Origin of the sequence: Halorhodospira halophila SL1, from assembly GCF_000015585.1 — a bacterium.
GTDB lineage: Bacteria > Pseudomonadota > Gammaproteobacteria > Nitrococcales > Halorhodospiraceae > Halorhodospira > Halorhodospira halophila.
Map to the genome: position 1 here is coordinate 955,001 of NC_008789.1, position 23,949 is coordinate 978,949.

General features: G+C 70.6%; 27 protein-coding genes (1 of these 27 running past the window's edge). 6 read left to right on the forward strand and 21 right to left on the reverse strand.

Translation table 11 applies throughout. From position 1 onward, the window contains the following. On the reverse strand, positions 1-410 hold the 5' end (the start) of the coding sequence (gene tyrS, locus HHAL_RS04485; RefSeq protein ID WP_011813675.1) for a tyrosine--tRNA ligase. 793 nt of this gene lie to the left of the window's left edge; 410 of the gene's 1,203 nt are visible here — the first part of the coding sequence; it begins with the start codon at positions 408-410; the stop codon falls past the left edge of the window. Between the two features lie 230 nt (positions 411-640). On the opposite strand from tyrS, the gene HHAL_RS04490 reads away from it, so the two are divergent. Beyond that, the gene (locus tag HHAL_RS04490; protein ID WP_049751446.1) at positions 641-2,065 is read left to right on the forward strand and encodes a peptidoglycan DD-metalloendopeptidase family protein; all 1,425 of its coding nucleotides are present in this window, start codon (positions 641-643) and stop codon (positions 2,063-2,065) included. Then, positions 2,062-3,186: an anhydro-N-acetylmuramic acid kinase gene (locus tag HHAL_RS04495; protein WP_011813677.1), complete on the forward strand. Its 1,125-nt coding sequence runs from the start codon at positions 2,062-2,064 to the stop codon at positions 3,184-3,186. The genes HHAL_RS04490 and HHAL_RS04495 overlap by 4 nt, the downstream gene beginning before the upstream one ends. An 18-nt stretch (positions 3,187-3,204) precedes the next feature. Here HHAL_RS04495 and erpA read toward each other — a convergent pair whose 3' ends face one another. Further along, positions 3,205-3,576: an iron-sulfur cluster insertion protein ErpA gene (erpA, locus tag HHAL_RS04500; protein WP_011813678.1), complete on the reverse strand. Its 372-nt coding sequence runs from the start codon at positions 3,574-3,576 to the stop codon at positions 3,205-3,207. Positions 3,577-3,675: 99 nt separating this feature from the next. Then, on the reverse strand, positions 3,676-4,710 hold the full coding sequence (argC, locus tag HHAL_RS04505) for an N-acetyl-gamma-glutamyl-phosphate reductase (RefSeq protein ID WP_011813679.1): 1,035 nt from the start codon (positions 4,708-4,710) through the stop codon (positions 3,676-3,678). A gap of 138 nt (positions 4,711-4,848) precedes the next feature. Here argC and hemJ point away from each other — a divergent pair, with 138 nt between their 5' ends. Next, positions 4,849-5,274: a protoporphyrinogen oxidase HemJ gene (gene hemJ, locus HHAL_RS04510; protein ID WP_011813680.1), complete on the forward strand. Its 426-nt coding sequence runs from the start codon at positions 4,849-4,851 to the stop codon at positions 5,272-5,274. A gap of 78 nt (positions 5,275-5,352) precedes the next feature. On the opposite strand, the gene bfr is transcribed toward hemJ, so the two are convergent. The 4 genes from bfr to HHAL_RS04530 form a co-directional block, all read right to left on the reverse strand. After that, positions 5,353-5,859 (reverse strand): bacterioferritin, encoded by a 507-nt coding sequence (gene bfr / locus HHAL_RS04515; RefSeq protein WP_011813681.1) that lies wholly within the window; start codon positions 5,857-5,859, stop codon positions 5,353-5,355. 48 nt (positions 5,860-5,907) lie between these two features. Beyond that, the gene (locus tag HHAL_RS04520) at positions 5,908-6,180 is read right to left on the reverse strand and encodes a bacterioferritin-associated ferredoxin (protein ID WP_011813682.1); all 273 of its coding nucleotides are present in this window, start codon (positions 6,178-6,180) and stop codon (positions 5,908-5,910) included. A gap of 69 nt (positions 6,181-6,249) precedes the next feature. Beyond that, the gene (ptsP, locus tag HHAL_RS04525) at positions 6,250-8,517 is read right to left on the reverse strand and encodes a phosphoenolpyruvate--protein phosphotransferase (protein ID WP_011813683.1); all 2,268 of its coding nucleotides are present in this window, start codon (positions 8,515-8,517) and stop codon (positions 6,250-6,252) included. 11 nt (positions 8,518-8,528) lie between these two features. After that, complete coding sequence (locus tag HHAL_RS04530; protein ID WP_011813684.1) at positions 8,529-9,074, reverse strand: RNA pyrophosphohydrolase; 546 nt, start codon at positions 9,072-9,074, stop codon at positions 8,529-8,531. Positions 9,075-9,197: 123 nt separating this feature from the next. On the opposite strand from HHAL_RS04530, the gene HHAL_RS04535 reads away from it, so the two are divergent. Genes HHAL_RS04535 through HHAL_RS04545 form a run of 3 tightly spaced genes read left to right on the forward strand, consistent with a single transcriptional unit; the run spans position 9,198 to position 10,961 of the window. Beyond that, complete coding sequence (locus tag HHAL_RS04535; protein WP_011813685.1) at positions 9,198-9,881, forward strand: histidinol-phosphatase; 684 nt, start codon at positions 9,198-9,200, stop codon at positions 9,879-9,881. Continuing rightward, on the forward strand, positions 9,866-10,237 hold the full coding sequence (locus HHAL_RS04540; protein WP_011813686.1) for a CidA/LrgA family protein: 372 nt from the start codon (positions 9,866-9,868) through the stop codon (positions 10,235-10,237). Before HHAL_RS04535 ends, HHAL_RS04540 begins: the two co-directional genes overlap by 16 nt. Then, the gene (locus HHAL_RS04545) at positions 10,230-10,961 is read left to right on the forward strand and encodes an LrgB family protein (protein WP_011813687.1); all 732 of its coding nucleotides are present in this window, start codon (positions 10,230-10,232) and stop codon (positions 10,959-10,961) included. Before HHAL_RS04540 ends, HHAL_RS04545 begins: the two co-directional genes overlap by 8 nt. Here the strand turns inward: HHAL_RS04545 and lnt are convergent. From lnt to glyA, 14 genes are all read right to left on the reverse strand, one after another. Continuing rightward, positions 10,947-12,479, reverse strand: coding sequence for an apolipoprotein N-acyltransferase (gene lnt, locus HHAL_RS04550; protein ID WP_011813688.1), 1,533 nt, complete (start codon positions 12,477-12,479; stop codon positions 10,947-10,949). The two genes, HHAL_RS04545 and lnt, sit on opposite strands and share 15 nt — an antisense overlap. Next, on the reverse strand, positions 12,466-13,341 hold the full coding sequence (locus tag HHAL_RS04555) for a CorC family transporter (RefSeq protein ID WP_011813689.1): 876 nt from the start codon (positions 13,339-13,341) through the stop codon (positions 12,466-12,468). The genes lnt and HHAL_RS04555 overlap by 14 nt, the downstream gene beginning before the upstream one ends. Positions 13,342-13,349: 8 nt before the next feature. Then, a complete protein-coding gene (ybeY, locus tag HHAL_RS04560; protein WP_011813690.1) occupies positions 13,350-13,814 on the reverse strand; it encodes an rRNA maturation RNase YbeY in 465 nt (154 codons plus the stop codon). Further along, on the reverse strand, positions 13,811-14,890 hold the full coding sequence (locus HHAL_RS04565) for a PhoH family protein (RefSeq protein WP_011813691.1): 1,080 nt from the start codon (positions 14,888-14,890) through the stop codon (positions 13,811-13,813). The genes ybeY and HHAL_RS04565 overlap by 4 nt, the downstream gene beginning before the upstream one ends. Positions 14,891-14,894: 4 nt before the next feature. Continuing rightward, positions 14,895-16,265 carry a tRNA (N6-isopentenyl adenosine(37)-C2)-methylthiotransferase MiaB gene (gene miaB / locus HHAL_RS04570; RefSeq protein WP_041595401.1) on the reverse strand — a complete coding sequence of 457 codons (1,371 nt, stop codon included), beginning with the start codon at positions 16,263-16,265 and terminating at the stop codon, positions 14,895-14,897. A gap of 90 nt (positions 16,266-16,355) precedes the next feature. Then, positions 16,356-16,856 carry a phosphatidylglycerophosphatase A family protein gene (locus HHAL_RS04575; RefSeq protein ID WP_011813693.1) on the reverse strand — a complete coding sequence of 167 codons (501 nt, stop codon included), beginning with the start codon at positions 16,854-16,856 and terminating at the stop codon, positions 16,356-16,358. Further along, positions 16,853-17,827 (reverse strand): thiamine-phosphate kinase, encoded by a 975-nt coding sequence (gene thiL, locus HHAL_RS04580; protein ID WP_011813694.1) that lies wholly within the window; start codon positions 17,825-17,827, stop codon positions 16,853-16,855. Before thiL ends, HHAL_RS04575 begins: the two co-directional genes overlap by 4 nt. After that, complete coding sequence (gene nusB, locus HHAL_RS04585; protein ID WP_011813695.1) at positions 17,824-18,291, reverse strand: transcription antitermination factor NusB; 468 nt, start codon at positions 18,289-18,291, stop codon at positions 17,824-17,826. The genes thiL and nusB overlap by 4 nt, the downstream gene beginning before the upstream one ends. Next, positions 18,291-18,761 (reverse strand): 6,7-dimethyl-8-ribityllumazine synthase, encoded by a 471-nt coding sequence (gene ribH, locus HHAL_RS04590; protein WP_011813696.1) that lies wholly within the window; start codon positions 18,759-18,761, stop codon positions 18,291-18,293. Before ribH ends, nusB begins: the two co-directional genes overlap by 1 nt. A gap of 96 nt (positions 18,762-18,857) precedes the next feature. Beyond that, positions 18,858-19,979 (reverse strand): bifunctional 3,4-dihydroxy-2-butanone-4-phosphate synthase/GTP cyclohydrolase II, encoded by a 1,122-nt coding sequence (ribBA, locus tag HHAL_RS04595; protein WP_041595059.1) that lies wholly within the window; start codon positions 19,977-19,979, stop codon positions 18,858-18,860. A gap of 4 nt (positions 19,980-19,983) precedes the next feature. Beyond that, positions 19,984-20,643 (reverse strand): riboflavin synthase, encoded by a 660-nt coding sequence (locus tag HHAL_RS04600; protein WP_011813698.1) that lies wholly within the window; start codon positions 20,641-20,643, stop codon positions 19,984-19,986. Positions 20,644-20,647: 4 nt separating this feature from the next. Further along, positions 20,648-21,763 (reverse strand): bifunctional diaminohydroxyphosphoribosylaminopyrimidine deaminase/5-amino-6-(5-phosphoribosylamino)uracil reductase RibD, encoded by a 1,116-nt coding sequence (gene ribD / locus HHAL_RS04605; protein WP_011813699.1) that lies wholly within the window; start codon positions 21,761-21,763, stop codon positions 20,648-20,650. After that, the gene (gene nrdR / locus HHAL_RS04610) at positions 21,750-22,217 is read right to left on the reverse strand and encodes a transcriptional regulator NrdR (RefSeq protein ID WP_011813700.1); all 468 of its coding nucleotides are present in this window, start codon (positions 22,215-22,217) and stop codon (positions 21,750-21,752) included. Before nrdR ends, ribD begins: the two co-directional genes overlap by 14 nt. 20 nt (positions 22,218-22,237) lie before the next feature. Further along, the gene (glyA, locus tag HHAL_RS04615) at positions 22,238-23,488 is read right to left on the reverse strand and encodes a serine hydroxymethyltransferase (RefSeq protein WP_011813701.1); all 1,251 of its coding nucleotides are present in this window, start codon (positions 23,486-23,488) and stop codon (positions 22,238-22,240) included. Positions 23,489-23,949 lie beyond the last annotated feature (461 nt).

Genomic DNA, 23,949 nt, shown 5'->3' on the forward strand with positions numbered 1-23,949 from the left:
GCGAGCTGGATCAGATCGCCAGCCTGCATGGTGCCCATCCAGTCGGAGTTGAAGACCAGCCGGGTGCGCTTCGGGTCGAGGATGGCGTAGATCTGCTCCTCATAGGTGCGCGCGTTCTGACGCACCTCCTCCGGAGTCAGTGCCGGACGGGTGGCGCTCTTGCCGCTCGGATCACCAATGGTGGCGGTGAAATCGCCGATCAGGAACAGCACCTCGTGCCCCAGGTCCTGAAACTGGCGCAGCTTGTTGATCAGCACGGTGTGGCCAAGGTGCAGATCCGGCGCGGTGGGATCGAAGCCGGCCTTGATGCGCAGCCGCTTGCCCGATCGCAGGCGCTCGTCGAGCTCCGCCTCCGGAATGATCTCCTCAACCCCGCGTCGAATCAGCGCCTGTGCATCTTCCATCGTCATGGCTCGCCCCCTGCCCATCGCTATGTAAAATCGCGTATTGTACCGTAACCCCCGGATTGTGGCCGAGCCCGACGCCGCGCCGACGGCGAGCGCGCACTCGCGCCCGGGACCGATCCGCCACGCGCAGACTGGAGCCTCCTCCCGTGCAGACCCGATTAACCGACCTCGACCTCAAGGGACGCCGGCCCTCGGCAGGCCGCAGACGCCGACACCGCCGCCCGGTCCTCCGGATGGCCGTCGCCGCCGGCAGCGCCAGCGCCGCCGCCGTCCTGATCTGGCTCGGGGTGAGCGGCTCGTCCTCCAACGAGCAGGGGACGCCCCGCGCCGAGCTGTCCCTCCCCGCCGTAGCGGTGGCTAGCCCCGAACCTCCCACGGCCGAGGCCGACCCATCCGGCACCGACCAGGAACCGCTAGGCCGCCCCACCACCCTGCCGATCCCCACACCCCCCGGCGCCACCGACAGCGCGTTCCAGGGTGAGGCCGATGCAGACGCCGCGGCCGAGGGCGCGGTTCAGGACGTCAAGGCGCTCCCGGAGCTGGAGGAGCACGAGATTACCGTCCGCTCCGGCGACAGCTTCGCGCGGATCCTTAGCCGGGCCGGACACACCCCCGGTGACGTCCAGCGCATCCTCAACGCCGGGGAGTCCGCACAGTCCGCACTGACCCGTCTGCGCCCCGGGCAGGCCCTGACGCTACTGCGCGACAAGGACGGCGCGCTGGCCGGGGTGCGCGTGGCCGTGGACCGCGAGCACAAACTGCTGGTCCGCCGCGGCGACGACGGCTTCGAGGCAAGCATGGTCCCCCGGGAGCTGGAGCGCGAGATCCGCCGCGTGGAGGGGACGGTGGACGGCTCGCTGTTCCTCTCGGCGCGCCGCGCGGGGCTCGATGACCGGATGATCATGCAGTTGGCCCGCGTACTCGACGGCGACATTGACCTGGGGCGGGATCTACGCAGCGGCGATACCTTCTCGGTGCTCTACGAGCGCACCCTTGGCCCGGACGGCAGCACCCTGCACAAGCGGCTCAAGGCCATGCGCCTGGACGGCGCCCGCAAGACCCTGGAGGCGCTGCGCTTCGAAGACCCCGACGGCCGCGTGAGCTTCTACACCCCCGACGGCACCAGCCTCGCCCGCACCTTCACCCGCTATCCAGTGGACTTCGAGCGAATCAGCTCGCACTTCGACCGCAACCGCCGCCACCCGATCCTTGGGGTCCGCCGCCCGCACCTGGGCGTGGACCTGGCCGCCCCCACGGGCACGCCGGTGCGCGCCGCCGCGGACGGGCGGGTCGTGGAGCGGCGCCGCAACGGCGGCTATGGCCGGGTGATCACCCTGCGCCACAGCGACCGCTACCAGACCCTCTACGCCCACCTATCGCGCTACGCCCGGGGGCTGAACGTTGGCGACCGGGTCAAGCGCGGCGAGGTCATCGGCTACGTAGGCGCCACCGGACAGGCCACCGGCCCGCACCTGCACTACGAATTCATCGACAACGGCCGCCACCGCAACCCGGTAACGGTGGACCTGCCCCGTGCCGAGCCACTGCCCGAGGAACACCGCCGCGCCTTCCGCGAGCACGTCGCGCCGCGGCTGGCCGCCCTGCGCGGGGACTCCTCCGCGGAGATCCAGCTGGCCAGCCAAGGGGAGGGGCGTTGAGCGCAGGGGATGGCGACGCGGCGTATGTCGGGCTGATGTCCGGTACCAGTGTCGACGGCATTGACGCCGCCCTGCTGCACCTGGCCCCCAACGGCGCGGTGCGGGGCATCCTGGCCGCCAGGTACACCCCGCTGGACTCCGAGCTGGCCGAGGCGGTCCACCAGGCCGGCGCCGATACGCCGCTACATCGCCTCTGCGAGCTGGATCGACGCCTGGCCGACGCCTTCGCCGAGGCCGCAGACACTATCCAACGACAGGCCCCCGCCGAACTGCCCGTGGCCGCCATCGGCTGTCACGGGCAGACCGTCTGGCATCAGGGGCGGGAGGCGGGCACCGACGACGGTGCGAGCAGCGTCCAGATCGGCGACCCGAACCGCATCGCCGCTCGGACCGGGCTACCGGTGGTGGCCGACTTCCGCCGCCGCGACATCGCCGAGGGCGGGCACGGCGCGCCGCTGGCCCCGAGCTTCCACGCCTACTGCTGGGGGGCGGGCGATGCGGCCTCGGCGGTGGTCAACCTGGGCGGGATCGCCAACCTGACTCTGCTCCCGGCCGGGGCCGGGACGGTGATCGGCTTCGACAGCGGGCCGGCCAATACCCTGCTCGACGCCTGGGCGCGGCGCCACCTGGACGCCCGCTTCGACGCCGACGGCGCCTGGGCGGCCAGTGGCCGCGTGGATCAGGAGCTGCTGGGCCGCCTGCGGGCGGACCCGTACTTCGCGCGGCCGCCGCCGAAGAGCACCGGCCCCGAGCACTTCAATCTGGAGTGGCTCCTGGCGCATCGCCGCGGCGACGAGGATCCGGCGGACGTGCAGGCCACCCTGGCGGAACTCACCGCCAGCACCGTGGCCGACGCCCTGGGCCGAGGCGGCGACGCGCCCGCTCGGGTGTGGGTCTGCGGTGGGGGGAGCCACAACGGGGACCTGATGCGGCGGCTCCAGGCCCACTGCCCGGAGGCCGCGGTGGCGAGCACCGCCGCCCTGGGGATGGACCCGGACTACGTGGAGGCGGCGGCCTTCGCCTGGCTGGCCTGGGCCCGGCTGCACCACCACCCCGGCAACCTGCCGTCGGTCACCGGAGCCCGACGCAGGGCGGTCCTGGGCGGGGTCTACGCACCGTAACCCCGCCTCGGGCGCCGCCTAGATGGCGAAGGACGAGCCGCAGCCGCAGGTGGTGGTGGCGTTGGGATTGCGGATGATGAACTGCTCGCCCTCGAGACCGCTGGAGAAGTCGACCTCAGCCCCCTGCAGGTAGATGCCGCTGACCGGATCGACGACGATCTTGACCCCGCGCTTCTCGATAATGGTGTCGCCCTCTTCGACGGTCTCGTCGAAGGTGAAGCCGTACTGGAAACCGGAACAGCCACCGCCGGTGATGAAGACGCGCAACTTGACGTCGCCCCCCTCCTCGCCGTCGAGCAGCTCGCGGACCTTGTCCGCAGCGGCGTCGGTGAAGATCAGCAGCTGATCATCGGCCGGGGCGTGGGTCTCGGGCTCGGCGATATCGCTCATGGCTTATCCCTCCGCAGATGGACACCGGGGCCGACCTGGCCCACGGCGGATAACATGCATTCTGTCGGCACCTACCGGCCAGGTCAAACCGACGACGACCTACGGCACGTAGGCCAGCCCCTCGAGCCCGGCGGTCTCCTCCAGGCCGAACATCCGGTTGAGGTTCTGCACCGCCTGCCCGGCTGCGCCCTTGGTGAGGTTGTCGATCACCGACAGGATCACCGCCCGGTCGGGACGCCCCGGCGGCTGGTGCAGGCCGATCCGGCAGTGGTTGGTCCCGCGCACCCAGCGCGTCTCGGGGTGCCCCCCGGAGGCGACCAGATGCACGAAGGGCTCGTCGGCATAGCGCTGCCGGTAGAGGGCCTCGAGCTCGTCCAGCGGGCGGTCCACGACGACGTGCAGGGTGGCCTGCATACCCCGGGTCATGGGCACCAGATGCGGGACGAAGGTCACGTCCACCGGCGCGCCGGCCACCCGGGCCAGGGTCTGCTCGATCTCCGGCAGGTGGCGATGGCCACTGGCGCCGTAGGCCTTGAACCCCTCGTTGGCCTCGCAGAACAGCGTGGCCACCTTGGCCGCCCGCCCGGCACCGGAGACCCCGGACTTGCAATCGGCAACCACCGGCCCATCGGCCAGCGCCCCGGCCTCGAGCAACGGCAGCAGCCCCAGCGCCACGGCGGTGGGGTAACAGCCCGGGTTGGCAACCAGTCGCGCCCCGGGCAGGGCATCGCGGTTGGCCTCCGGCAGGCCGTAGACGGCCTCCTCAAGCAACTCGGGGCAGCTGTGACTCATGCCGTACCACTCGGTCCAGACCGCCGGGTCGCGCAGCCGGAAGTCGGCCCCCAGATCGATGACCCGGCAGCCGGCCTCGAGCAGCGCCGGCGCCGACTCCATGGCGATGCCGTTGGGCGTGGCGAAGAAGACCACATCGCACCGGCTCAGGCGCTCGGTATCCGGGGCGGTGAAGACGTTGTCGACGGCCCCCTCAAGTGCCGGCACCAGCTCGTCGACGCGCGTCCCGGCCTCGGCCCGCGAGGTAATCTCCGCCAACCGCAGCTTGGGGTGGCGGGCCACCAGGCGCAGCAGCTCCATACCGGTGTATCCGGTACCGCCGACTATGCCTACTTCGATCATGGGTCTTTCCACTCCCCCTTGTTTCCGGTTACGGATGGCCGCACGGACTCCCGCCGGCACACTGGCTGGGCCTACAATACGCCCGGAGTCAGTACCGAGCGCAACGCCGCCCGTTCATTTTCGTCAGGAGGACCCGTCGTGCTGTACACCTGGATCCAAGCCTTCCACGTCATCTCGATCGTGACCTGGTTCGCCGCGCTGTTCTACCTGCCCCGGCTGTTCGTCTACCACGCCATGGCCGAGGACGAGATCAGCAACGAGCGCTTCAAGGTCATGGAGCGCAAGCTCTACCGCGGCATCATGAATCCGAGCGCGATCGTCGCCGTGGGCCTGGGGATCTGGATGCTGGTGCTGTTTCCGCAGTTGCTCAACGAGGGCTGGATGCTGACCAAGTTGGCCCTGGTCACCCTGCTGATCGCCTACCACCTCTACTGCGGTCAGCTGCTGCAGGCCTTCGCCGACGACCGCAACGAGCGCAGCCACGTCTGGTATCGGGTGTTCAACGAGCTGCCGGTGCTGGTCCTGATCTCGGTGGTGATCCTCGCCGTGGTCAAGCCTTTCTAGCATCCGCCCCAAGCGTACGGGACCCCGCCGGCAGCGCCGGCGGGGTCCCGTACAGCGGCGATCCTGGAAGCCGTGGGCTCAGCTTTCGCTTTCGCCTTCACCCTCGCCTTCATTGGCCGCAACCATCTGCATCTGCAGGTAGTTGGCCTCACCGAGCTGATCGATCAGCTTGATCTGCGTCTCGAGCCAGTCGGCGTGGCCCTCCTCGTCGGCGATCAGGCGGGTGAACAGGTCCCGCGAGGCATAGTCCTGCACCGACTCACAGTAGGCCGCAGCCTCCCGGTAATAGGCCAGGCTGTCGTGCTCACCGGCCAGGTCCGCCTCGAGCATCTCGCGCACGTTCTCGCCAACCTTGAGCTTTTCCAGCTCCTGGAGGTTGGGCAGACCACCGAGGAAGAGGATGCGCTGCATGAACTGATCGGCGTGCTGCATCTCCTCGATGGACTCTTCGTACTCCTTGGCGCCAAGCTTGTCGAAGCCCCAATCGTAGGCCAGCCGGGAGTGGAGGAAGTACTGGTTGATCGCGGTGAGCTCCTTCTTGAGCCCGCCGTTGAGGTATTCGATGACCTTCTTGTCGCTCGCCATTGCGCCCCCTTTGATGAACGCGTTCCTGAGTGTCCAGTGGTGATTCTATCAGGGCCCGCGCACCGCGTCTGTCGCCCCTCCGGCCGCCGTCCCGACCCCGGGCGACTCAACGGGGACCGGTTCCGGACCGGCCGCATCGGGCCGGCGCTCCAGTGGGCACCCGGCACATTCGCCGAGGAGTTGCCGGGCCTCCGGGACGCACTTCCCACAGCAACCGGCCACGCCCAGCCGGGCGCGCAGCTCGCGCATGGAGGCGCAGCCACTGGCCATGGCCTCGCGGATCTGCCGGTCGGTTACGGCGTTACAGATGCAGACGTACATGGCAGGCCCCGATCATCACGACTGATCACCATCAAACCTTGAACGCGAGTGATTGTCAATTGCGAGCGATTACTTGCCCGCCCGCATGAGGCCGCCGAGCTCGTACTCCTCCAGGGTACGGCGGAGCATGCGGCGCACCTCCTCGGGGGAGTCCATCTCGACGGCCCGGTTGGCCAGCTCGGCGGCGCGCCGGACGGGCACGCGGCGCACCACCCACTTGATGCGCAGCAGGCTCGAGACGCTCATCGATAACCCTTCGATGCCGAAGCCCATGAGCAGGATGGCCCCGGCCGGATCGCCGGCCATGCCGCCGCAGACGGTCAGACGTTTGCCGTGGCGCCGCGCCGCCTGGGCCACGTGCTGCACCGCGCCGAGCACGGCCGGGTGCAGCTCGTCGTAGAGCCCGGCCACGCGGCTGTTGTTGCGATCCACAGCCAGCAGGTACTGGGTCAGGTCGTTGGAGCCGAGGGAGAGGAAGTCGGCCTGATCGCAGTAGCGATCGATCTGGTAGATGGTGGCAGGCACCTCGATCATCACGCCCAGGGGCGGGATGCGCGCCTGGATGCCCTCCTCGGCCAGCTCCTGGCGGGCGCGCAGCAACAGCCGACGCACGTCGGCGATCTCCTCCAGGCGACTGACCATGGGCAGGAGGATCTGCAGATTCCCCAGGCCAACGTCGGCGCGCAGCATGGCGCGCAGCTGGGTGAGGAAGATCTCCGGGTGGTCCAGGGTCAGGCGGATCCCCCGCCAACCGAGGAAGGGGTTCTCTTCCTCGATGGGGAAGTAGGCCAGCGACTTGTCGCCGCCGACATCCAGGGTACGCAGGGTGACGGGCTTCGGTGCGAACTGCTCCAGCACCCGGCGGTAGAGGTCAGCCTGCTCCTCTTCGCCCGGGAAGCGGTCACGGATCAGGAACGGGAACTCGGTGCGGTGCAGCCCGATGCCGTCACAACCGGCCGCCAGCGACAGATTGATATCGGAGATCAGGCCGGTGTTGGCGTAGAGGGCCAGGTTGCGGCCGTCGGGGCTGATCGCCGGCTCGTCGCGCACCGCCTCGAGCCCTTCGGTGAACTCCGCCTCGTCGCGGATCAGGCGCTGATACTCCTGCTCCACGGTCTCCGTGGGATCGACGTAGAAGCGCCCCGCGTAGCCGTCGACCACCACCGGCCGGCCGTCCATCTTCCGGGTCCGCAGGTCGTCCACCCCCATCACCGCCGGGATACCCAGGGCGCGGGCGAGGATGGCCACGTGGGAGTTGCGCGAACCGGTCGCCGAGACAACACCGACCAGCCGATCACTGGGGATCTCGGCCAGTTGCGAGGCGCTGACCTCGTGGCCGACCAACACGGCCTTCTCGGGCAGGTCCTCCACCCGTCCGCCCTCATCGCGCAGGCGCCCGAGGATCCGCCGCCCAAGGTCGCGGATGTCGCTGGCCCGCTCGCGCAGGTAGGGGTCGTCCATGTTCTCGAAGACCTGCACGTGCTCCCCGATGACCTGGCGCAACGCGCCGGGCGCCCAGTTGCCGGCGCGGATGCGCTCGACGGTCTCGCTGACCAGGCTATCGCCTTCGAGCATGCGCAGATAGACATCGAAGAGCATCTGCTCGTCGGCGCTGACCGAGCCGGAGATCTGCTGGCCGAGCTGGCGCAGCTCGGCGGTGACCTGGTCGACGGCGGCCTCGAAGGTCGCCACCTCGGCCTCGGGGTCGGCGGCCGTACGATCGGGGATGGCGTTGAGGTCCGACTGGGCATAGGGGACCACCGCCGTGCCGATGGCCACCCCCGGGGCCCCGGGCAGACCGCGCAGGGCGCGACTGTCCCCGGCCACCGGCTCGTCGCCGATGTCGTGGATCCCGCCGCTGGCCCGGGCGTGGGCGATCGCCCCGGCCAGCTGCGCCGCCAGGGTGACCAGGAAGGCGACCTCGTTCTCCTCGAAGCGGCGCTCTTCGGCCTGCTGGACCACCAGCACACCGAGCACCGAGCGGTAGTGGATGATGGGCACCCCGAGAAAGGAGGAGTAGCGCTCCTCGCCGGTCTCGGGGAAGTAGCGAAACCGCGAGTGCGCCGGGGCGTTCTTGAGGTTGATCGGCTCCTCGCGCTCGGCCACCAGGCCCACCAGCCCCTCGGCGGAGGTCAGGCGTACGCGGCCCACCGACTCGGTGTTCAGGCCACGGGTGTCCATGAGGACGAAGTCGCCCTGGGTGGCGTCGAGGAGGTACACCGAGCAGACATCCACCGCCATGGCATCGGCGACCCGCTCGACGATGATCCGCAGCCCCTGGCGCAGGTTCGGGGCGGCGTTCACTTCTCGGGAGACGCGGTGGAGGATTTCGAGCATCAAGCCCCGCCCTATCGCAATCGGCGCCGAGCCGCCGGCGGGATGACCGCAGCGGGGCCACCCTCGGTGCCGGTGCCGGCCCAGTCATCGGCCTGCAGATAGCCGGAGAGTTCCTGCAGCGCCTGGCGGTACACCTGGCGCTTGAAAAAGATGACCTCTTCGACCGGATACCAGTAGTCGACCCACCGCCAGCGGTCAAACTCGGGGCGCGCCACCCGGTCGACGCGCACCCGCTGCTCGTCGGCGAGCAGGCGCAGCAGGAACCAGATCTGCTTCTGGCCGATGCACCGGCTGCCTCGGCGACGGATCATGCGGCGGGGCAGGCGGTAACGCAGCCAGCGGCGCGTGGCGCCGAGGACGGCCACGTCGGCGGGCCCGAGGCCCACTTCCTCGCGCAGCTCGCGGTAGAGCGCCTCCAGCGGGGTCTCGTTGGCCTCGACCCCGCCCTGGGGAAACTGCCAGGCGTCTTCTCCGGCCCGCCGAGCCCACAGCACCCGCCCGTCGTCGTTGGCGACGATGATGCCGACATTGGGCCGAAAGCCGTCTGAATCGACCACCCGGAGACGCCTCCCTACGCAGAAAAAGCCGATGTTATTCTTTCACAGTGGGCGCAACCTGGGCAACGTTGCCGCAGCGCCAGGCCGCCCCCCTTCCCATCCTCGACAACCGAAGGAGGTGCAGTGTCCGTCGCCCTGTTCGACCTGGATAACACCCTGATCGCCGGAGACAGTGACAGCCTGTGGGGCGAGTACCTGGTGGCTTGCGGGGCCGTCGATAGCGAGGCCTTCGCCGAGACCCATCGGCGCTTCCACCAGGACTACATCGAGGGGCGACTGGATATCGACGCCTTCCTCGCCTTCGCCCTCAGCCCGCTGGCCCAGCACCCGGAAGAGCAGCTCCACGCCTGGCGGGCCGACTTCACGCGCGACTGGATCGAGCCCCTGGTGCTGCCCGCCGCCGAGGCGCTCCTGGAGGAGCACCGCCGTGCCGGGCACCACCTGGCCATCGTCACCGCCACCAACCGCTTCGTCACCGCCCCCATCGCCGAACGGCTGGACGTGGGCACCCTGCTGGCCACTGAACCGGAGCGGCGGGACGGCCGCTACACCGGCCGCCACACCGGCACGCCGACCTTCCGCGAGGGCAAGATCCGGGTGGTCGAGGCCTGGCTGCGCGAGCACGGCCTGGAGCAGGCCGAGAAGTGGTTCTACAGCGACTCGCTCAACGACCTGCCCCTGCTGCGCCACGTCGAGCACCCGGTGGCCGTGGACCCCGACGACACCCTGCGCGCCGAGGCGCGCCGCAACGGCTGGCCGGTGCTGACCCTGCGCCAGGCGGAGACCCCCGAGTGCTGCTCGGCCTGACCCTGCTGCTCGGTTTCCAGCTGCTCGGCGAGGTGCTCGCCCGGCTGTTCGGCCTGCCACTGCCCGGTCCGGTGATCGGCCTGGCCCTGCTCTTCGCCACGCTGATTGCCGTCGGTCGGGTCCCCACCGGGCTGCGCACCGCCGCCGAGGGCCTGCTGCGCTACCTGGCCCTGCTGCTGATCCCCGCCGGGGTGGGCATCCTCCTGCACCTGCCGCGCCTGCAGGAAGACGCGCTGGCCATCGTCGCCGCCCTGGTGGTGAGCACCGGGGTGGCGCTGGCGGTGACCGCCGTCCTGTTCCAGTGGCGGTGGCTGCGGCGCGGGCGCAGTGCCAAGGCGGAGGACGACGATGACTGAGGAGTTTCAGGACATCTGGGCCTTCCTGGCCGAGAGCCCGCTGCTGGGGCTGACCATCACCCTGGTGGCCTTCCTGATCGGTCAGGCGGTCTGGCGAAGACTCAACAACGCGCCGCTGGCCCACCCGGTGCTGATCGCCACGGCCCTGCTCATCCCCTTCCTACTGCTCACCGGCACGGACTACGACACCTATTTCGAGGGGGCGCAGTTCATCCACTTCCTGCTCGGCCCGGCCACCGTGGCCCTGGCCGTGCCGCTGTTCGATCAGCTGCCACGCATCCGGCAGCTGCTGCTGCCGATCACCGTCTCGGTGGTGGCCGGCAGCCTGGCGGCGGCGCTCTCGGCGGTGTGGGTGGGGGCGGCGCTGGGCGCCTCGCGGGAGACCCTGCTGTCGCTGGCGCCGAAGTCGGTCACCTCGCCGATCGCCATGGGCATCGCCGAGCGCCTGGGCGGGCTGCCGTCGCTGACCGCCGGCCTGGTACTGATCACCGGGGCCCTGGGCTGCCTGATGGCCCCGCTGGTCTTCCGGCTGCTGCGCATCCGGGACGAGGCCGCCCGCGGGCTGGCCCTGGGGCTGTCCGCCCACGGCTTTGGCACCGTCCAGGCGTTCAGCAGCAGCGCCGCCGCCGGCGCCTTCGCCGGCCTGGGCCTGGGGCTGGCCGGGCTGGTGACCGCCTTCCTGCTGCCGGTGGTCCTGCCCTGGCTGGGCTCACTCGGCGGCTGACCCGCCGACCCGCCGCCGGCGATACCACCGCAACCCTCCGGGCAGCAGCAGCGCAGCGGCCAGCAGTCCCAGCAGGGGACCGTCGCCGATGCGGGCGTAGGGGGTGGTGCCGCTGCGGCGCTCGACCTCGGTGGCGAGGGTGGCCACCTCGAACTGCGGTCGACGCTCGACCACCTCACCGTCGGGACCGATCACGGCGGTGATGCCGGTATTGGTCGCACGCAGCATCCAGCGCCCGGACTCCGCAGCGCGCATGCGCGCCTTCTGCAGGTGCTGATGGGGCGCCAGGGAGTCACCGAACCAGGCGTCGTTGCTGACGTTGACCAGCAGGTCCACCTCTCCCGCCGTGCGCCGCACGGCCACCGGGTAGGCCACCTCGTAACAGATTGTGGCCCCGAGACGCAGGCGGTTGTCGACGGCCAGCGGCTCCGGCCGGGGCCCGCGGCTGTAGTCGGCCATCGGGGCGCCGAGGAAGTCGAGGCTGCGGCCGAAGAGGTCGCGGAACGGCACGTACTCGCCGTAGGGGACCAGATGACGCTTGTGGTAGACGTCACGCTCCTCGCCAAGGACGGCCACGCTGTTGTGCAGCTGACTGCCATCCGGGGCCCACTCCTGGTAGGGGATGCCGAGCACCAGGGTGCCGCCGGTCTCGCGGACCTGCTCGGCCACCTGCTCTAGATACGGCTGCACCGCATCGAAGCGGCGCGGGATGGCCGTCTCCGGCCAGATCACCAGGTCCGCCTCCGGGTGCTCGGCAGTCAGCTCGGCGTAGCGGGTCTGGATGCGCTGGAGCTCCGCCGGGTCCCACTTGAGGTCCTGACTGAAGTTGCCCTGGAGCAGCGCCGCACGCACCGGCTCGCCGTGGGCCTCGGTCCACGGCCGATCCGCCGCCACGCCGGCAGCCACCGCGGCCACCAGCAACGCCGCCACACTGGCCGCGCGCCGCCACCCCGGGGCCACCACCAGCCACGCCGCGGCCCCGGCCAGCAATACCAGCAGGGCGCTCAGGCCGAGCACGCCGATCACCGGCGCCAGGCCAGCCAGCGGGGTATCTAGGGCGGCGTAGCCGACAAACAGCCACGGGAAGCCGGTGAACAGCCAGGTGCGCAGCCACTCCACCGCCACCCACGCCGCTGGCAGAGTCACCAGCAGGCGCACCCCGGAGCAGCGCCCCAGCCCCCGTCCGAGCACCACCGCCAGTAGGGGGAAGAGGGCCAGGAAGGCCACGAAGAGCACGGTGACTCCCCCGGAGAGCACCGGACCGGCGCCGCCGTAATCGTTGATGCTGACAAAGACCCAGGAGACGCCGACCCCGAACTGGCCCAGCCCGAAGGCGTAGCCGGCCTGCAGGGCGCGCCGCCGTGGCGCCAGCGCCGCCACGGCGAAGAGCACGGCGGGGGACAGCACCGCCAGCACGGCCCAGCCCAGCGGGGCCAACGCCAGGGGCAGCAAACCCCCAGCCAGCCCGGCCGCGAGCACACCGGCACGCCCGGCGGCCAGGCGCTCAGCCGTCCTCATGGCCCTCACTTCCCACGGGCATGACCCGCAGCAGGTGGATGCGGCGCTGATCGGCGCGCAGCACCCGGAACTCGAAGCCGGCAAAGACGATGCGCTCGCCGCGGCACGGCACGTGGCCGAAACGCTGCGCCACCAGGCCACCAACCGTGTCGAGGTCATCCTCCTTGAGCCCGGCGGAGAGGGCCTCGTTGAACGCCTCGATGGGCGTGACCGCCTTGACGATCCAGCTGCCGTCGTCCCGGGCCAGGATGGGGGCGTCCTCGTCGAAGTCGTGCTCGTCGTCGATCTCGCCGACGATCTGCTCGATCACGTCCTCGATGGTGACGATGCCGGCCAGACCGCCGTACTCGTCCACCACCACCGACATGTGGTTGCGGCTCTCGCGGAACTGCTTGAGCAACGCGTCGAGCCGCTTGCTCTCGGGGATGAACAGGACCGGGCGCAGGACCTCACGCAGCCGGAAGCCGTTGTGCCCCTCTTCGTAGAAGAGCCGCAGCAGGTCCTTAGCGAGGAGGATGCCGATGACATCGTCCTTGCTCTCGCCGGTGACCGGGAAGCGGGAGTAGCCGGTGCGCACGATGGTCGGCAGCAAGTCGTGGGGCGCGGTGTCCCGGGCCACGGTGGTGACCTGGGAGCGGGGGATCATGATATCCCGGGCCTGGAGCTCGGAGACGTGGAGCACGCCCTCGATCATGGACAGGGCGTCGGCGTCGAGCAGCCCCACCGACTGGCTGCGGCGCAGATGATCGACCAGTTCATCCCGCGAACGGGGCTCCACCTGGGTGACTAGCCGGCGCAGGCGATCACGCCATGAGACGCTCTCGCCGGCGCCGTTGCTACTGTTCGCTTCTCCGTCGGGCATTGCCTGTTTCAACGCTCCTGGTAGGGATCGGGCACCCCGAGCGCGGCCAGGATGCGGCGCTCCTCGGCCTCCATCCGCTCGGCCTGCGCCGGGTCCTCGTGGTCGTAGCCCAGCAGATGCAGAGCACCGTGGACCAGCATGTGCGCCCAGTGGTCGGCCTCGGGCTTGCCCTGCTCGGCGGCCTCGCGGGCCACCACCGGGGCGCAGACGACCAGATCACCCAGGATCTGCGCCGCCTCGGCCGGCAGCCCTGGGGGCAGTTCGCAGGGGAACGAGAGCACATTGGTGGGCTTGTCCCGCCCGCGGTAGTCGCGGTTGAGCGCCCGGGACTCGTCTTCGTCGACGATGCGCACCGTGAGCTCACCGCCGCGGCCGTGGGCCTCGAACACGGGCTCAAGCCACGCCTGCACCCGTTCCGCCTCCGGCGCCGACGCCCCGGCGACGTGCTGGAAGGCCAGTTCCAGTTCGCTCACTTGCGCCCCTTGCCCGTGCCCTGGCCGCCGATCTGGCGGCTCCGCGAATCGTACGCCTCGACGATGCGCTGGACCAGCGGATGACGCACTACGTCCGTGGCGGCGAAGAAGGTGAAGCTGACCCCGTCCACCTCGTGGAGCACCTCCACCGCGTCGCGCAGCCCGGAGGGCTTATCCGGCGGCAGGTCGATCTGGGTAACGTCGCCGGTGACCACCGCCGTGGAGCCAAAGCCGATGCGTGTGAGGAACATCTTCATCTGCTCGACCGTGGCGTTCTGCGCCTCGTCGAGGATGACGAAGGCGTGGTTCAGGGTGCGGCCACGCATGAACGCCAGGGGCGCCACCTCGATGACGTTGCGCTCGATCAGGCGGCTGACCCGCTCGAAGCCGAGCATCTCGAACAGGGCATCGTAGAGCGGCCGCAGGTACGGGTCGACCTTCTGCGCCATGTCGCCGGGCAGGAAACCGAGGCGCTCGCCGGCCTCCACCGCCGGGCGGACCAGCACCACCCGGCGCACCTCCTCGGCCTCGAGCGCCTCGACGGCGCAGGCCACGGCCAGGAAGGTCTTGCCGGTACCGGCCGGCCCGATGCCGAAGCTCAGGTCGTTGTCGCGGATGCGCTGGACGTAGGCCCGCTGCCCCGGTCCGCGGCCGCGCACGACGGTCTTGCGGGTGCGGATCACCGCCGCCTCTTCATCCCGCGCGTCGCGGCGCCACTGCGTCGGGACCGGGGCGGTGTCGTCGGCGCCCTCCCCCGGGTCCGAGTCCGAGTCCGGCTCCGCCACCTCGTCGTGGAGCTCCTGCAGCCGCGCCTGCTGAAGATAAAGGTGGACATCCTCCGGCTCCAGATGCTGCGAGGCAGCTGCCTCGTAGAGCTCCTCGAGGACCTGGCGGGTGACGCGGACCGAGTCGTCCGCGCCGATGACGCGGAAGCGGTGGCCCTGGTTCTGGATCTCCACCGCCAGGCGCCGCTCGAGTTGACGGAGGTTCTCGTCGAACTGCCCGCACAAGCGCGCCAGTCGCTCGTTGTCGGCTGGGGTCAGTTCGAGATCGATGGCGTACGGCCGGTCGCTCACGCCGTTACCCGCCTGCGCCGACTGCTGCGTGCATGGCTTGGCCCTCCACGGAGACGACGCGGCCCCGGAGCGAGTGGGTGCGCGCGTCGGTGATCTCGACTTCGGCAAAGCGGCCGATCCAGGACGGATCGCCGGGGAAGTTCACCACCCGGTTGCCCGAGGTGCGCCCGCTCAGCTCGCGCGGGTCGCGCCGCGACGGGCCATCGATCAGCACCGACTGCCTGGTGCCGAGCAGCGCCCGGGCGGCGGCACTCTGCTGCTCGTGCAGCCGCGCCTGCAGCCGCTGCAGCCAGGCGCGCTTGTCGGCCTCGGGGACGCCGTCGTGCAGCTCCGCCGCCGGTGTCCCCGGCCGCGGGCTATAGACGAAGCTGAAGGCGCCGCCATCGAAGCCGACGCGGTCAACCATGGCCAGGGTCTCCTCGAACTCGGCCTCGGTCTCGCCGGGGAAGCCGACGATCAGGTCCGTCGCCAACACCAGCCCGGGGCGAACGGCGCGAATCTGATCGATCAGCGCCTCGTAGGCGGCGATGTCGTGGCCGCGTTTCATCAGCTTGAGGATCAGATCCGAGCCGCTCTGCACCGGCAGGTGCAGGAAGTCGGCCAGCTCGGGCACATCGCGGTAGGCGTCGATGAGCCCACTGTGGAACTCCGCCGGGTGCGAGGTAGTGAAGCGGATGCGGTCGATCCCCGGGATGCGCGCCACGGCCTCGATGAGCAGCCCCAGGTCGGCGCGCTCGCCGTCGTCGAGGGCGCCGGCGTAGGCGTTGACGTTCTGCCCCAGCAGGTTGACCTCGCGCACCCCCTGCTCGGCCAGGCTACGCACCTCGGCGAGGACGTCGGCCACCGGCCGGCTGATCTCGTCGCCGCGGGTGTACGGCACCACGCAGAAGGAGCAGTACTTGCTGCAGCCCTCCATCACCGAGACGTAGGCGGTGGGCCCCTCGGCCCGCGGCTGCGGCAGGTGGTCGAACTTCTCGATCTCGGGGAAGTCGACGTCGACCTGGGCGCTGGCCCCGGAGCGCCGGCGCGCCAGCATCTGCGGCAGGCGATGCAGGGTCTGCGGCCCGAACACCAGGTCGACGAAGGGGGCGCGGCGCAGGATCTCGGCCCCCTCCTGGCTGGCCACGCAGCCACCAACGCCGATCAGCACGGTGGGGTTGTCCTGCTTGTAGCGCCGCCAGCGACCGAGCTGCGAGAAGACCTTCTCCTGCGCCTTCTCCCGCACCGAGCAGGTGTTGAGCAGCAGCAGGTCGGCCTCCTCGGGGCGATCGACCCGGCGCGCGCCGGCCTGGCTGACCAGGACGTCGACGAGCCGCTCGGCGTCGTAATCGTTCATCTGGCAGCCTTGGGTCTCTACGTAGACGCGCTCGCTCACCGTCTGCGCCACCTCGCGGTTTGGCCTCGCTTCACGGGACTGGTTTCTGGACATTCTAGCTTTGGCACTGCAACACGCCCAACGGCTCGATCATCCGGCCAGCGGGGTCAACAGCACGACGCTGGCGTACCACACCGCCGCCGCTGCAGCCCCGGCCGCGACGTCGTCGGCCATGATCCCCAGGCCGCCGTGCAGATGCCGATCGAGCCAGCGGATGGGGCCGGGCTTAACGGCGTCGAAGAAGCGGAAGAGCAGGAACAGCAGCGCGGCGTCCAGCCACACGGAGAAGACCCCGAAGCCGGTCACCAGCGGCAGCGCCGCGACCAGGTAACCGCCGACCTCGTCCCAGACGATGGCCGGGTGATCGTGGACGCCGACCTCGTCGGCGGCCCGGCCGCAGATCCAGATACCGCCGACCACCACCGCCAGGGTGGCCAGCAGGTAGACGGCCAACGGCGCGGGATAGAGCAGCGCGAACAGCGGCAGCGCCGCCAACGTACCGAACGTCCCCGGCGCCCGCGGGGCCAGACCGAGACCCCCGCCGGTGGCCAGCCAGTGCAGCGGCCGACGCAACCGGAACGGGGTGCTCACGACCCCTCCGCGAAGTGGTCGTAGCCACCCGGCTCCAGGGCGCAGACCACGCCGCCGGCGTCCACCCCGCGCAGCCCGGGGGTCTCCTCCACGGTGCCGATGCGCGTCACCGGCGTGGCGGCGTGCTCGCGCAGGCAGGCCATCTCCTCCTCCCGCTCCGCCGGCAGGGTGAAGCAGAGTTCGTAGTCGTCGCCGCCGTGGAGCAGGTGGCGGAGGTCGCCCTGCTCATCGATGAACGCCTGGGAGCGGGGCAATGCCTCCAGCTCCAGGGTGGCGCCGACGCCGCTCTCATCGAGCACCCGCGACAGGTCGGCGGCGAGCCCGTCGGAGACGTCGATAGCAGCACTCGCGCGCCCCAGCAGCGCGGTACCGGCCGCCACCCGCGGCTCGGGGCGGAACAGCCGGCCCGCCAGGTAGGCCGGATCGCCGGCCAGTGCGGTCGCCTCCTCGCGCTCCTGCCACAGCTCCAGCCCCAGGGCCGCATCCCCCAGGGTACCGGTCACCCAGACGCCGTCGCCGGGCCGCGCGCCACCGCGCCGAAGGCCGTGATCGCCGGCCACCTGGCCGAGGGCGGTGACCGAGACCGACAGCGGACCCTGGGTGGTGTCTCCGCCGACCAGGGCGACGCCGTAGCGGTCGGCCAGCGCCTTGAATCCGGCGCTGAACCGCTCCAACCACTGCGGGTCTTTCTCTGGCAGGGTCAGGGAGAGCAGGGTCCAGGCCGGTCGGGCACCGACGGCGGCCAGATCGCTGAGATTGACCGCCAGGACCCGGTGACCCAGCGCCTCCGGTGGGATATCCCCAGGGAAGTGGATGTCCTCGACCAAGGTGTCGCAACAGGCAGCCAGCAGCCCCGTCTCGGTCTGGAGCAGTGCCGCGTCGTCCCCGACCCCCAGCTCGACCCCGTCGCGCTGCGCGGTCAGACCGTGGAAATAGCGCTGGATGAGCGCCGCTTCGCCTCCGCCGATCACTGCCGATCCCCCCGCCTGGACTTTCGCTCGCCGCGCTCGGCGGCGCGCAGCGCCACGGTGGCACCGAAGCGGTCGAGCACGCCGTTGATGTAGCGGTGCGACTGGTCAGCGCCGAAGCGCCGCGCCAACTCCACCGATTCGTCGATGACGACGCGGTAGGGCACCTCCAGGCGCTCGGACAGCTCGAAGGCGCCCAGGCGCAGGATCGAGCGCTCCACCGGATCGAGCTGCACCAGGGGACGATCGAGCAGCGCCGAGAGCTGTTCATCGAGCTCGGCCGCCCGATCCGTGACCCCGTAGATCAGCTCGCGGAAGTAGGCCACGTCGATGTCACCGAGGCCGGCAGCGAGGAACTGCCGCTCGATATCCTCCGCCGACGCGCCGGTGACCGCGTACTGATAGAGCGCCTGGACGAGCTTGGATCGGGCCCGCGAGCGGCGCTTGCCTTCCCCTGAAGCCGCCATTACGCCTCGAGCTGCCGCATCAGATCGACCATCTCCAGGGCCGAGAGCGCCGCCTCGGCGCCCTTGTTGCCGGCCTTGGTCCCGGCACGCTCGATGGCCTGCTCGACAGTCTCGACGGTGAGCACGCCGTAGGAGACCGGCACGCCGGAGCCCATCATCGCCTGGGCGACGCCCTTGGTGCACTCGGCGGCCACGTACTGGTGGTGGTCGGTACCACCGCGGATCACCGCGCCGAGGGCGATCACGGCGTCGGCCCGGCCGGCGTCGGCCACGCGCTGGACCGCCAGCGGCAGCTCAAAGGAACCGGGCACGCGGATCAGCTCCAGGTGTTCCTCCGGCACCCCGTGGCGCCGCAGGGTATCGGCGGCGCCGTCGATCAGCCGGTCGACGATGAGATCGTTGAAGCGCGCCGCCACAAGGGCGAATCGCGCATCCTGCAGCGCGACGAGTTGTCCTTCGGTTACTTGCATGCCTGGTTTCCTGAAGAAAGTTTCGGTAGGACCGGCGCTTGCGCGGGTTCCGGCGTTAAACTACAAGCCCGGCGGGCGCCCCGCAAGCGCTGGTGATCAAGCCTCGGGGGTGACGTACTCCACCACTTCCATGCCGAATCCGGACAGGGCGTGCATGCGCCGCGGGGCGCTGAGCACGCGCATGCGGCGCACCCCGAGGTCGGTGAGGATCTGCGCGCCGATGCCGTAGGTGCGCAGATCCAGCGGCACGCCGCCGGCCTCCTCGCTGCAGCCACCGCCCTGATAGCAGCGCATGTGCTCGAGGATGTCGTCGTTGGCATCGGCGTTGCGCAGCACCACCACCACACCCGATTCGGCCTCGGCCACCTGGCGCAGCGCCGAGCGCAACGGCCAGCCGCAGCGCGGCCCGGTGGCGCCGAGCAGGTCGGCCAGCGGGTTCTCGAGATGCACGCGCACCAGGGCCGGGGTTTCCTCGTCCACCTGGCCGGCGAGCAGGGCGAAGTGCAGCGCACCGCTGACGTTGTCCTGGTAAGTGTGCATACGGAACGTGCCGTACTCGGTGGGCAGCTCGCAGGCACCGACGTGCTCCACCGAGCGCTCGTTGCGCACCCGATAGGCGATGAGATCGGCCACGGTGCCGATCTTCAACCCGTGGGTGCGAGCGAACGCCATGAGGTCGTCGCGCCGGGCCATGGTGCCGTCCTCGTTGAGGATCTCGACGATCACCGCCGCCGGGGCGAAACCGGCCAGCCGGGCCAGGTCGCAGCCGGCCTCGGTGTGCCCGGCGCGGGTAAGCACGCCGCCGGGCTGGGCCATCAGCGGGAAGATGTGCCCGGGCTGGACCAGATCCTCGGGGCGGGCGCCGGGGGCCACCGCCGCCTGAACGGTGCGCGCCCGGTCGGCGGCCGAGATGCCGGTGGTCACCCCCTCCGCCGCCTCGATGGAAACCGTGAAGTTCGTGGTGTTTTTCTCGTCGTTGTTATGGACCATCAACGGCAGGCGCAGCTGCTCACAGCGCTCCCGGGTGAGGGTCAGGCAGATCAGCCCCCGGCCGTAGCGGGCCATGAAGTTGATGTCCTCGGGGCGGATCAGGCTCGCCGGCATCACCAGGTCGCCTTCGTTCTCCCGGTCTTCGTCATCGAGGACGACCGCCATGCGCCCCTGGCGCAGGTCCTCGATGATCTCCTCGATACTGTTGAACTGCACCGTCTCGCTCATTCGTTCATCCATTGCCGAATCCGGCCTGTCGTAGCTGCTCCAGGGTCAGCCCCCCGCCGTCGCCACTGTCGGCACCGGCGCTGAGCAGCCGCTCGACGTAACGGGCCACCAGGTCCACCTCGATGTTGACCGGATCGCCGGCGCGGCGTTCCCCCAGGTTGGTGGCGTCGAGGGTGTGCGGGATCAGGTTGACCTCGAACTCCCGTCCAGCGACGGCGTTAATGGTCAGGCTGACCCCGGCCACGGCGATGGAGCCCTTGACCGCCACATAGCGGGCCAGCCCCTCCGGGACCCGGAAGCGCCAGCGCTCGGACCCCCCGGCGGGGGCCCGCTCGACCACCTCGCCGACGCCGTCGACATGTCCGGTCACCAGGTGCCCGCCCAGCGGCGTCGACGGGGTGACCGCCCGCTCCAGGTTGACCCGCACCCCGCTGCGCAACCCGCCCAGGGTGGTGCAGCGCAGGGTCTCATCGGAGACGTCGGCACGGAACTGCCCATCCTCGATCCCGGTGGCGGTCAGGCAGGCGCCGTCGACGGCGATGCTGTCGCCGATCCGGCACTCCGCCAGGCCCAGCCGGGGAGCATCGATGCGCAGGATCCGCCCCTCGCCGCTGTGCTCGATGGCGGCCACGCGGCCGCAGGTCTCCACGATCCCGGTGAACATGCGGTTAAACCAACCTCGCGGTGATGCGGATTTCCTCACCCACCCGCCGGACATCGCTGAACGCCAGCGGTTGGCGCTGCGCCATGGTCTCGATGCCGGGCAGGGCCAGCAACGGCCGGGCGGCGTCGCCCATCAGGTGGGGTGCGGTGTAGACGATCAGCTCGTCGGCCCACCCGCCCCGCACCCAGGAGCCAGCCAGCGTGGGGCCGGCCTCCACCCAGACCTCGTTGATCTCGCGCGCCGCCAGGGCGTCGAGCACGGCAGCCAGGTCGAGGCCGCCCTCCTGCAGCGGGAGCGGCAACAGCTCGGCCCCGCAGCTGCGCAGCGCCCGGGCCCGGGCCTCGTTGACGTACTCGGCGTGGCCGATGAGCACCGGCCCCGGGGCCTGGAACAGGGCCGCGTGTGGCGGCGTGGTCAGGCGCGGGTCGAGGACCACGCGCTGGGGCTGACGCTCGGCCGGCACCGCCGGCTCGACGTCGCGGGCGTCGAGGCGCGGGTCGTCGGCGCGCACGGTCCCCACCCCGGTGAGCACCGCTGCGGCCTCTGCGCGCCCCCGGTGGACGTCGCGGCGCGCCGCCGCCGAGGTGATCCAATGGCTCTCGCCGGAGGCCATGGCGGTCCGCCCGTCCAGGCTCGCCGCCAGCTTGACCCGCACCCACGGCCGCCCGCCGGCCATCCGGCGCAGGAAGCCGCGGTTGAGGGCCTCGGCATCGGCGGCCAGCACGCCCTCGGTGACCGCCACCCCGGCGGCCTCGAGCTGCGCGATACCGCCCCCGGCCACCCGGGGGTTGGGGTCGCGGTGCCCGACCACGACCCGGCTGACGCCGGCGTCGATCAGGGCGCGGGCGCAAGGGGGCGTGCGCCCGTAGTGGGCGCACGGCTCCAGGGTCACGTAGGCGGTGGCCCCATGGGCCGCGCCGCCGGCGGCCTGCAGGGCCGCTGCCTCGGCGTGCGGCCCGCCAGCCTGTTCGTGGGCGGCCTCGGCCAGCACGCTGCCGTCGCGGACCAGCACGCAGCCGACCCGCGGATTGGGGTGCGGCGGCGGGCATACCGCGGCCGCCCGCCGAATGGCGCGGGCCATCCAGCGGGGATCGTCCGGGTGCCGGTCAGTCGTCGTCACGCCGGTGCTGCTCCAGGCCCTCAATGACCTCGCGGAAGGCGCCGACATCCTCGAAGCGCCGGTAGACCGAGGCGAAACGGACATAGGCGACCACGTCGAGCTCGCGCAGCTCTTCCATGACGTACTCGCCGATGACGTTGGCGGCCACTTCGCGCTCGCCGGCGCCGGAGACGCGCTTACAGACACGCCGCACCGCCGCCTCGACAGCCTCGGTGGCCACCGGGCGTTTCTCCAGCGCCCGCCGGAAACCGAGACGCAGTTTGTCCTCGTCGAACGCCTCGCGCCGCCCGTCGGACTTCACCACCCGCGGGTAGACCAGCTCGGGGGCCTCGTGGGTGGTGAAGCGCTCGCCACAGGACGGGCACTGCCGCCGCCGCCGCACTTGCTCGCCCTCGCCGATCAGGCGCGAGTCGACCACGCGGGTGTCAGCGTTCTGGCAGTACGGGCAGCGCATGGTCGATCAGGCGTCCCGCGTCACCCGTAGACGGGGAATTCGCGACAGATCTGCTCCACCTCGCCGCGCACGCGCTCGACGACGGACTCGTCGCCCATGTTGTCGAGGACGTCACAGATCCAGTCAGCCAGGCGGGTGGCCTCGGCCTCCTTGAAACCACGGGTGGTGATCGCCGGCGTGCCGATGCGCAGACCGCTGGTGACGAACGGCGACTGCGGATCGTTGGGCACGGTGTTCTTGTTGACCGTGATGTTGGCCCGCCCCAGCGCGGCGTCCGCATCCTTGCCGGTGAGGTTCTTGGGGGTCAGATCCATCAGGAAGAGGTGGTTGTCGGTACCGCCGGAGACGACGTTGTAGCCGCGCTCGATGACGCGCCGGGCCATGGCGCGGGCGTTGGCCACCACCTGCTCCTGGTACTGCTTGAAGTCGGGCTCGAGGGCCTCCTTGAAGGCCACGGCCTTGCCGGCGATGGCGTGCATCAGCGGGCCGCCCTGGGTCCCCGGGAAGACCAGCGACTGGAATTTCTTCTCCAGGTCCGGGTTGGAGCGGGCCAGGATGATGCCGCCGCGCGGGCCGCGCAGGGTCTTGTGGGTGGTGGAGGTCACCGCGTCGGCGTGGGGGATCGGGCTGGGGTAGACCCCGGCGGCCACCAGGCCGGCGATGTGGGCCATATCGACGACCAGGTAGGCGCCCACCGAGTCGGCGATCTGGCGCAGGCGCGCCCAATCGACCACTTGGGAGTAGGCGGAGAAGCCGCCGATGACCATCTTCGGCTGGTGTTCGGTGGCCAGGCGCTGGATCTCGTCGTAGTCGATCTGGCCGTCGTCGTTGATGCCGTACTGCACGGCGTTGAACAGCTTGCCGGAGAAGTTGACCTTGGCGCCGTGGGTCAGGTGGCCGCCGTGGTCGAGGCTCATGCCCAGGATGGTGTCGCCGGGCTTGAGCAGGGCGTGGAAGACGGCGGCGTTGGCCTGGGAGCCCGAGTGGGGCTGGACGTTGGCGTAGTCGGCGCCGAAGAGCTGCTTGGCGCGGTCGATGGCCAGCTGCTCGGCTACGTCGACGTGCTCACAGCCGCCGTAGTAGCGCTTGCCCGGGTACCCTTCGGCGTACTTGTTGGTCAGCACGCTGCCCTGCGCTTCCATCACGCGGGGACTGGCGTAGTTCTCGGAGGCGATCAGCTCGATGTGATCCTCCTGGCGCTGGCGCTCGTCCTCGATGGCGGCTGCCAGCTCCGGGTCGTAACCCGCAATGGTCATATCTCGGGAGAACATAGAGGCTCCTTGCTCGGCTTGGGATCCGGCATTGCACAATCCGCCAGTATAACCGAACTTCCTCCGAACTCCGAATCACCGCCCCGCTGCCTTATGGATCAGGGCGATAGCGACGCCCGCGAAACCGTCCTGCCTCCGTTCGGCTCCGGCTGGTCCGCCCCCCCGGTCGCCGGATCATTGCGGACGCGCCGAGCAGCGCAGCCCCGGCGGGGGTTCAGCGCGAACCTTTGCCGGTTCGCGCTGATCAGCGAGGTTTTGTCCGAGCGGCGCGCAGCGCCGCGAGTTAAGCGAGCGGCCCCGCCGGGGTGAGCCGCGCAGGGGACCCCGCCGCTAGGCGGGGCGCGTTCGCCGATCCGGCGACCGGGGGGCGGGCCAGCCGGAGCCGAACGGAGGCGTTCCGGGGCACCCGCACCGGGCGCCGAGGGCGGCTAGAACGTCCGCCGAACCAGCCCTTATACTTT

Coding starts and splice junctions, on each gene's coding strand:
- lnt (WP_011813688.1), bottom strand. CDS start 12,479: ATGAGGACGGCTGAGCGCCTGGCCGCCGGGCGTGCCGGTGTGCTCGCG.
- nrdR (WP_011813700.1), bottom strand. CDS start 22,217: ATGCGCTGCCCGTACTGCCAGAACGCTGACACCCGCGTGGTCGACTCG.
- argC (WP_011813679.1), bottom strand. CDS start 4,710: ATGATCGAAGTAGGCATAGTCGGCGGTACCGGATACACCGGTATGGAG.
- HHAL_RS04600 (WP_011813698.1), bottom strand. CDS start 20,643: ATGTTCACCGGGATCGTGGAGACCTGCGGCCGCGTGGCCGCCATCGAG.
- ribH (WP_011813696.1), bottom strand. CDS start 18,761: ATGCAAGTAACCGAAGGACAACTCGTCGCGCTGCAGGATGCGCGATTC.
- HHAL_RS04555 (WP_011813689.1), bottom strand. CDS start 13,341: ATGCCCGACGGAGAAGCGAACAGTAGCAACGGCGCCGGCGAGAGCGTC.
- HHAL_RS04545 (WP_011813687.1), top strand. CDS start 10,230: ATGACTGAGGAGTTTCAGGACATCTGGGCCTTCCTGGCCGAGAGCCCG.
- ptsP (WP_011813683.1), bottom strand. CDS start 8,517: ATGCTCGAAATCCTCCACCGCGTCTCCCGAGAAGTGAACGCCGCCCCG.
- ribBA (WP_041595059.1), bottom strand. CDS start 19,979: ATGAGCGAGACGGTGCAGTTCAACAGTATCGAGGAGATCATCGAGGAC.
- erpA (WP_011813678.1), bottom strand. CDS start 3,576: ATGAGCGATATCGCCGAGCCCGAGACCCACGCCCCGGCCGATGATCAG.
- bfr (WP_011813681.1), bottom strand. CDS start 5,859: ATGGCGAGCGACAAGAAGGTCATCGAATACCTCAACGGCGGGCTCAAG.
- HHAL_RS04520 (WP_011813682.1), bottom strand. CDS start 6,180: ATGTACGTCTGCATCTGTAACGCCGTAACCGACCGGCAGATCCGCGAG.
- nusB (WP_011813695.1), bottom strand. CDS start 18,291: ATGGCGGCTTCAGGGGAAGGCAAGCGCCGCTCGCGGGCCCGATCCAAG.
- HHAL_RS04490 (WP_049751446.1), top strand. CDS start 641: ATGGCCGTCGCCGCCGGCAGCGCCAGCGCCGCCGCCGTCCTGATCTGG.
- glyA (WP_011813701.1), bottom strand. CDS start 23,488: ATGTTCTCCCGAGATATGACCATTGCGGGTTACGACCCGGAGCTGGCA.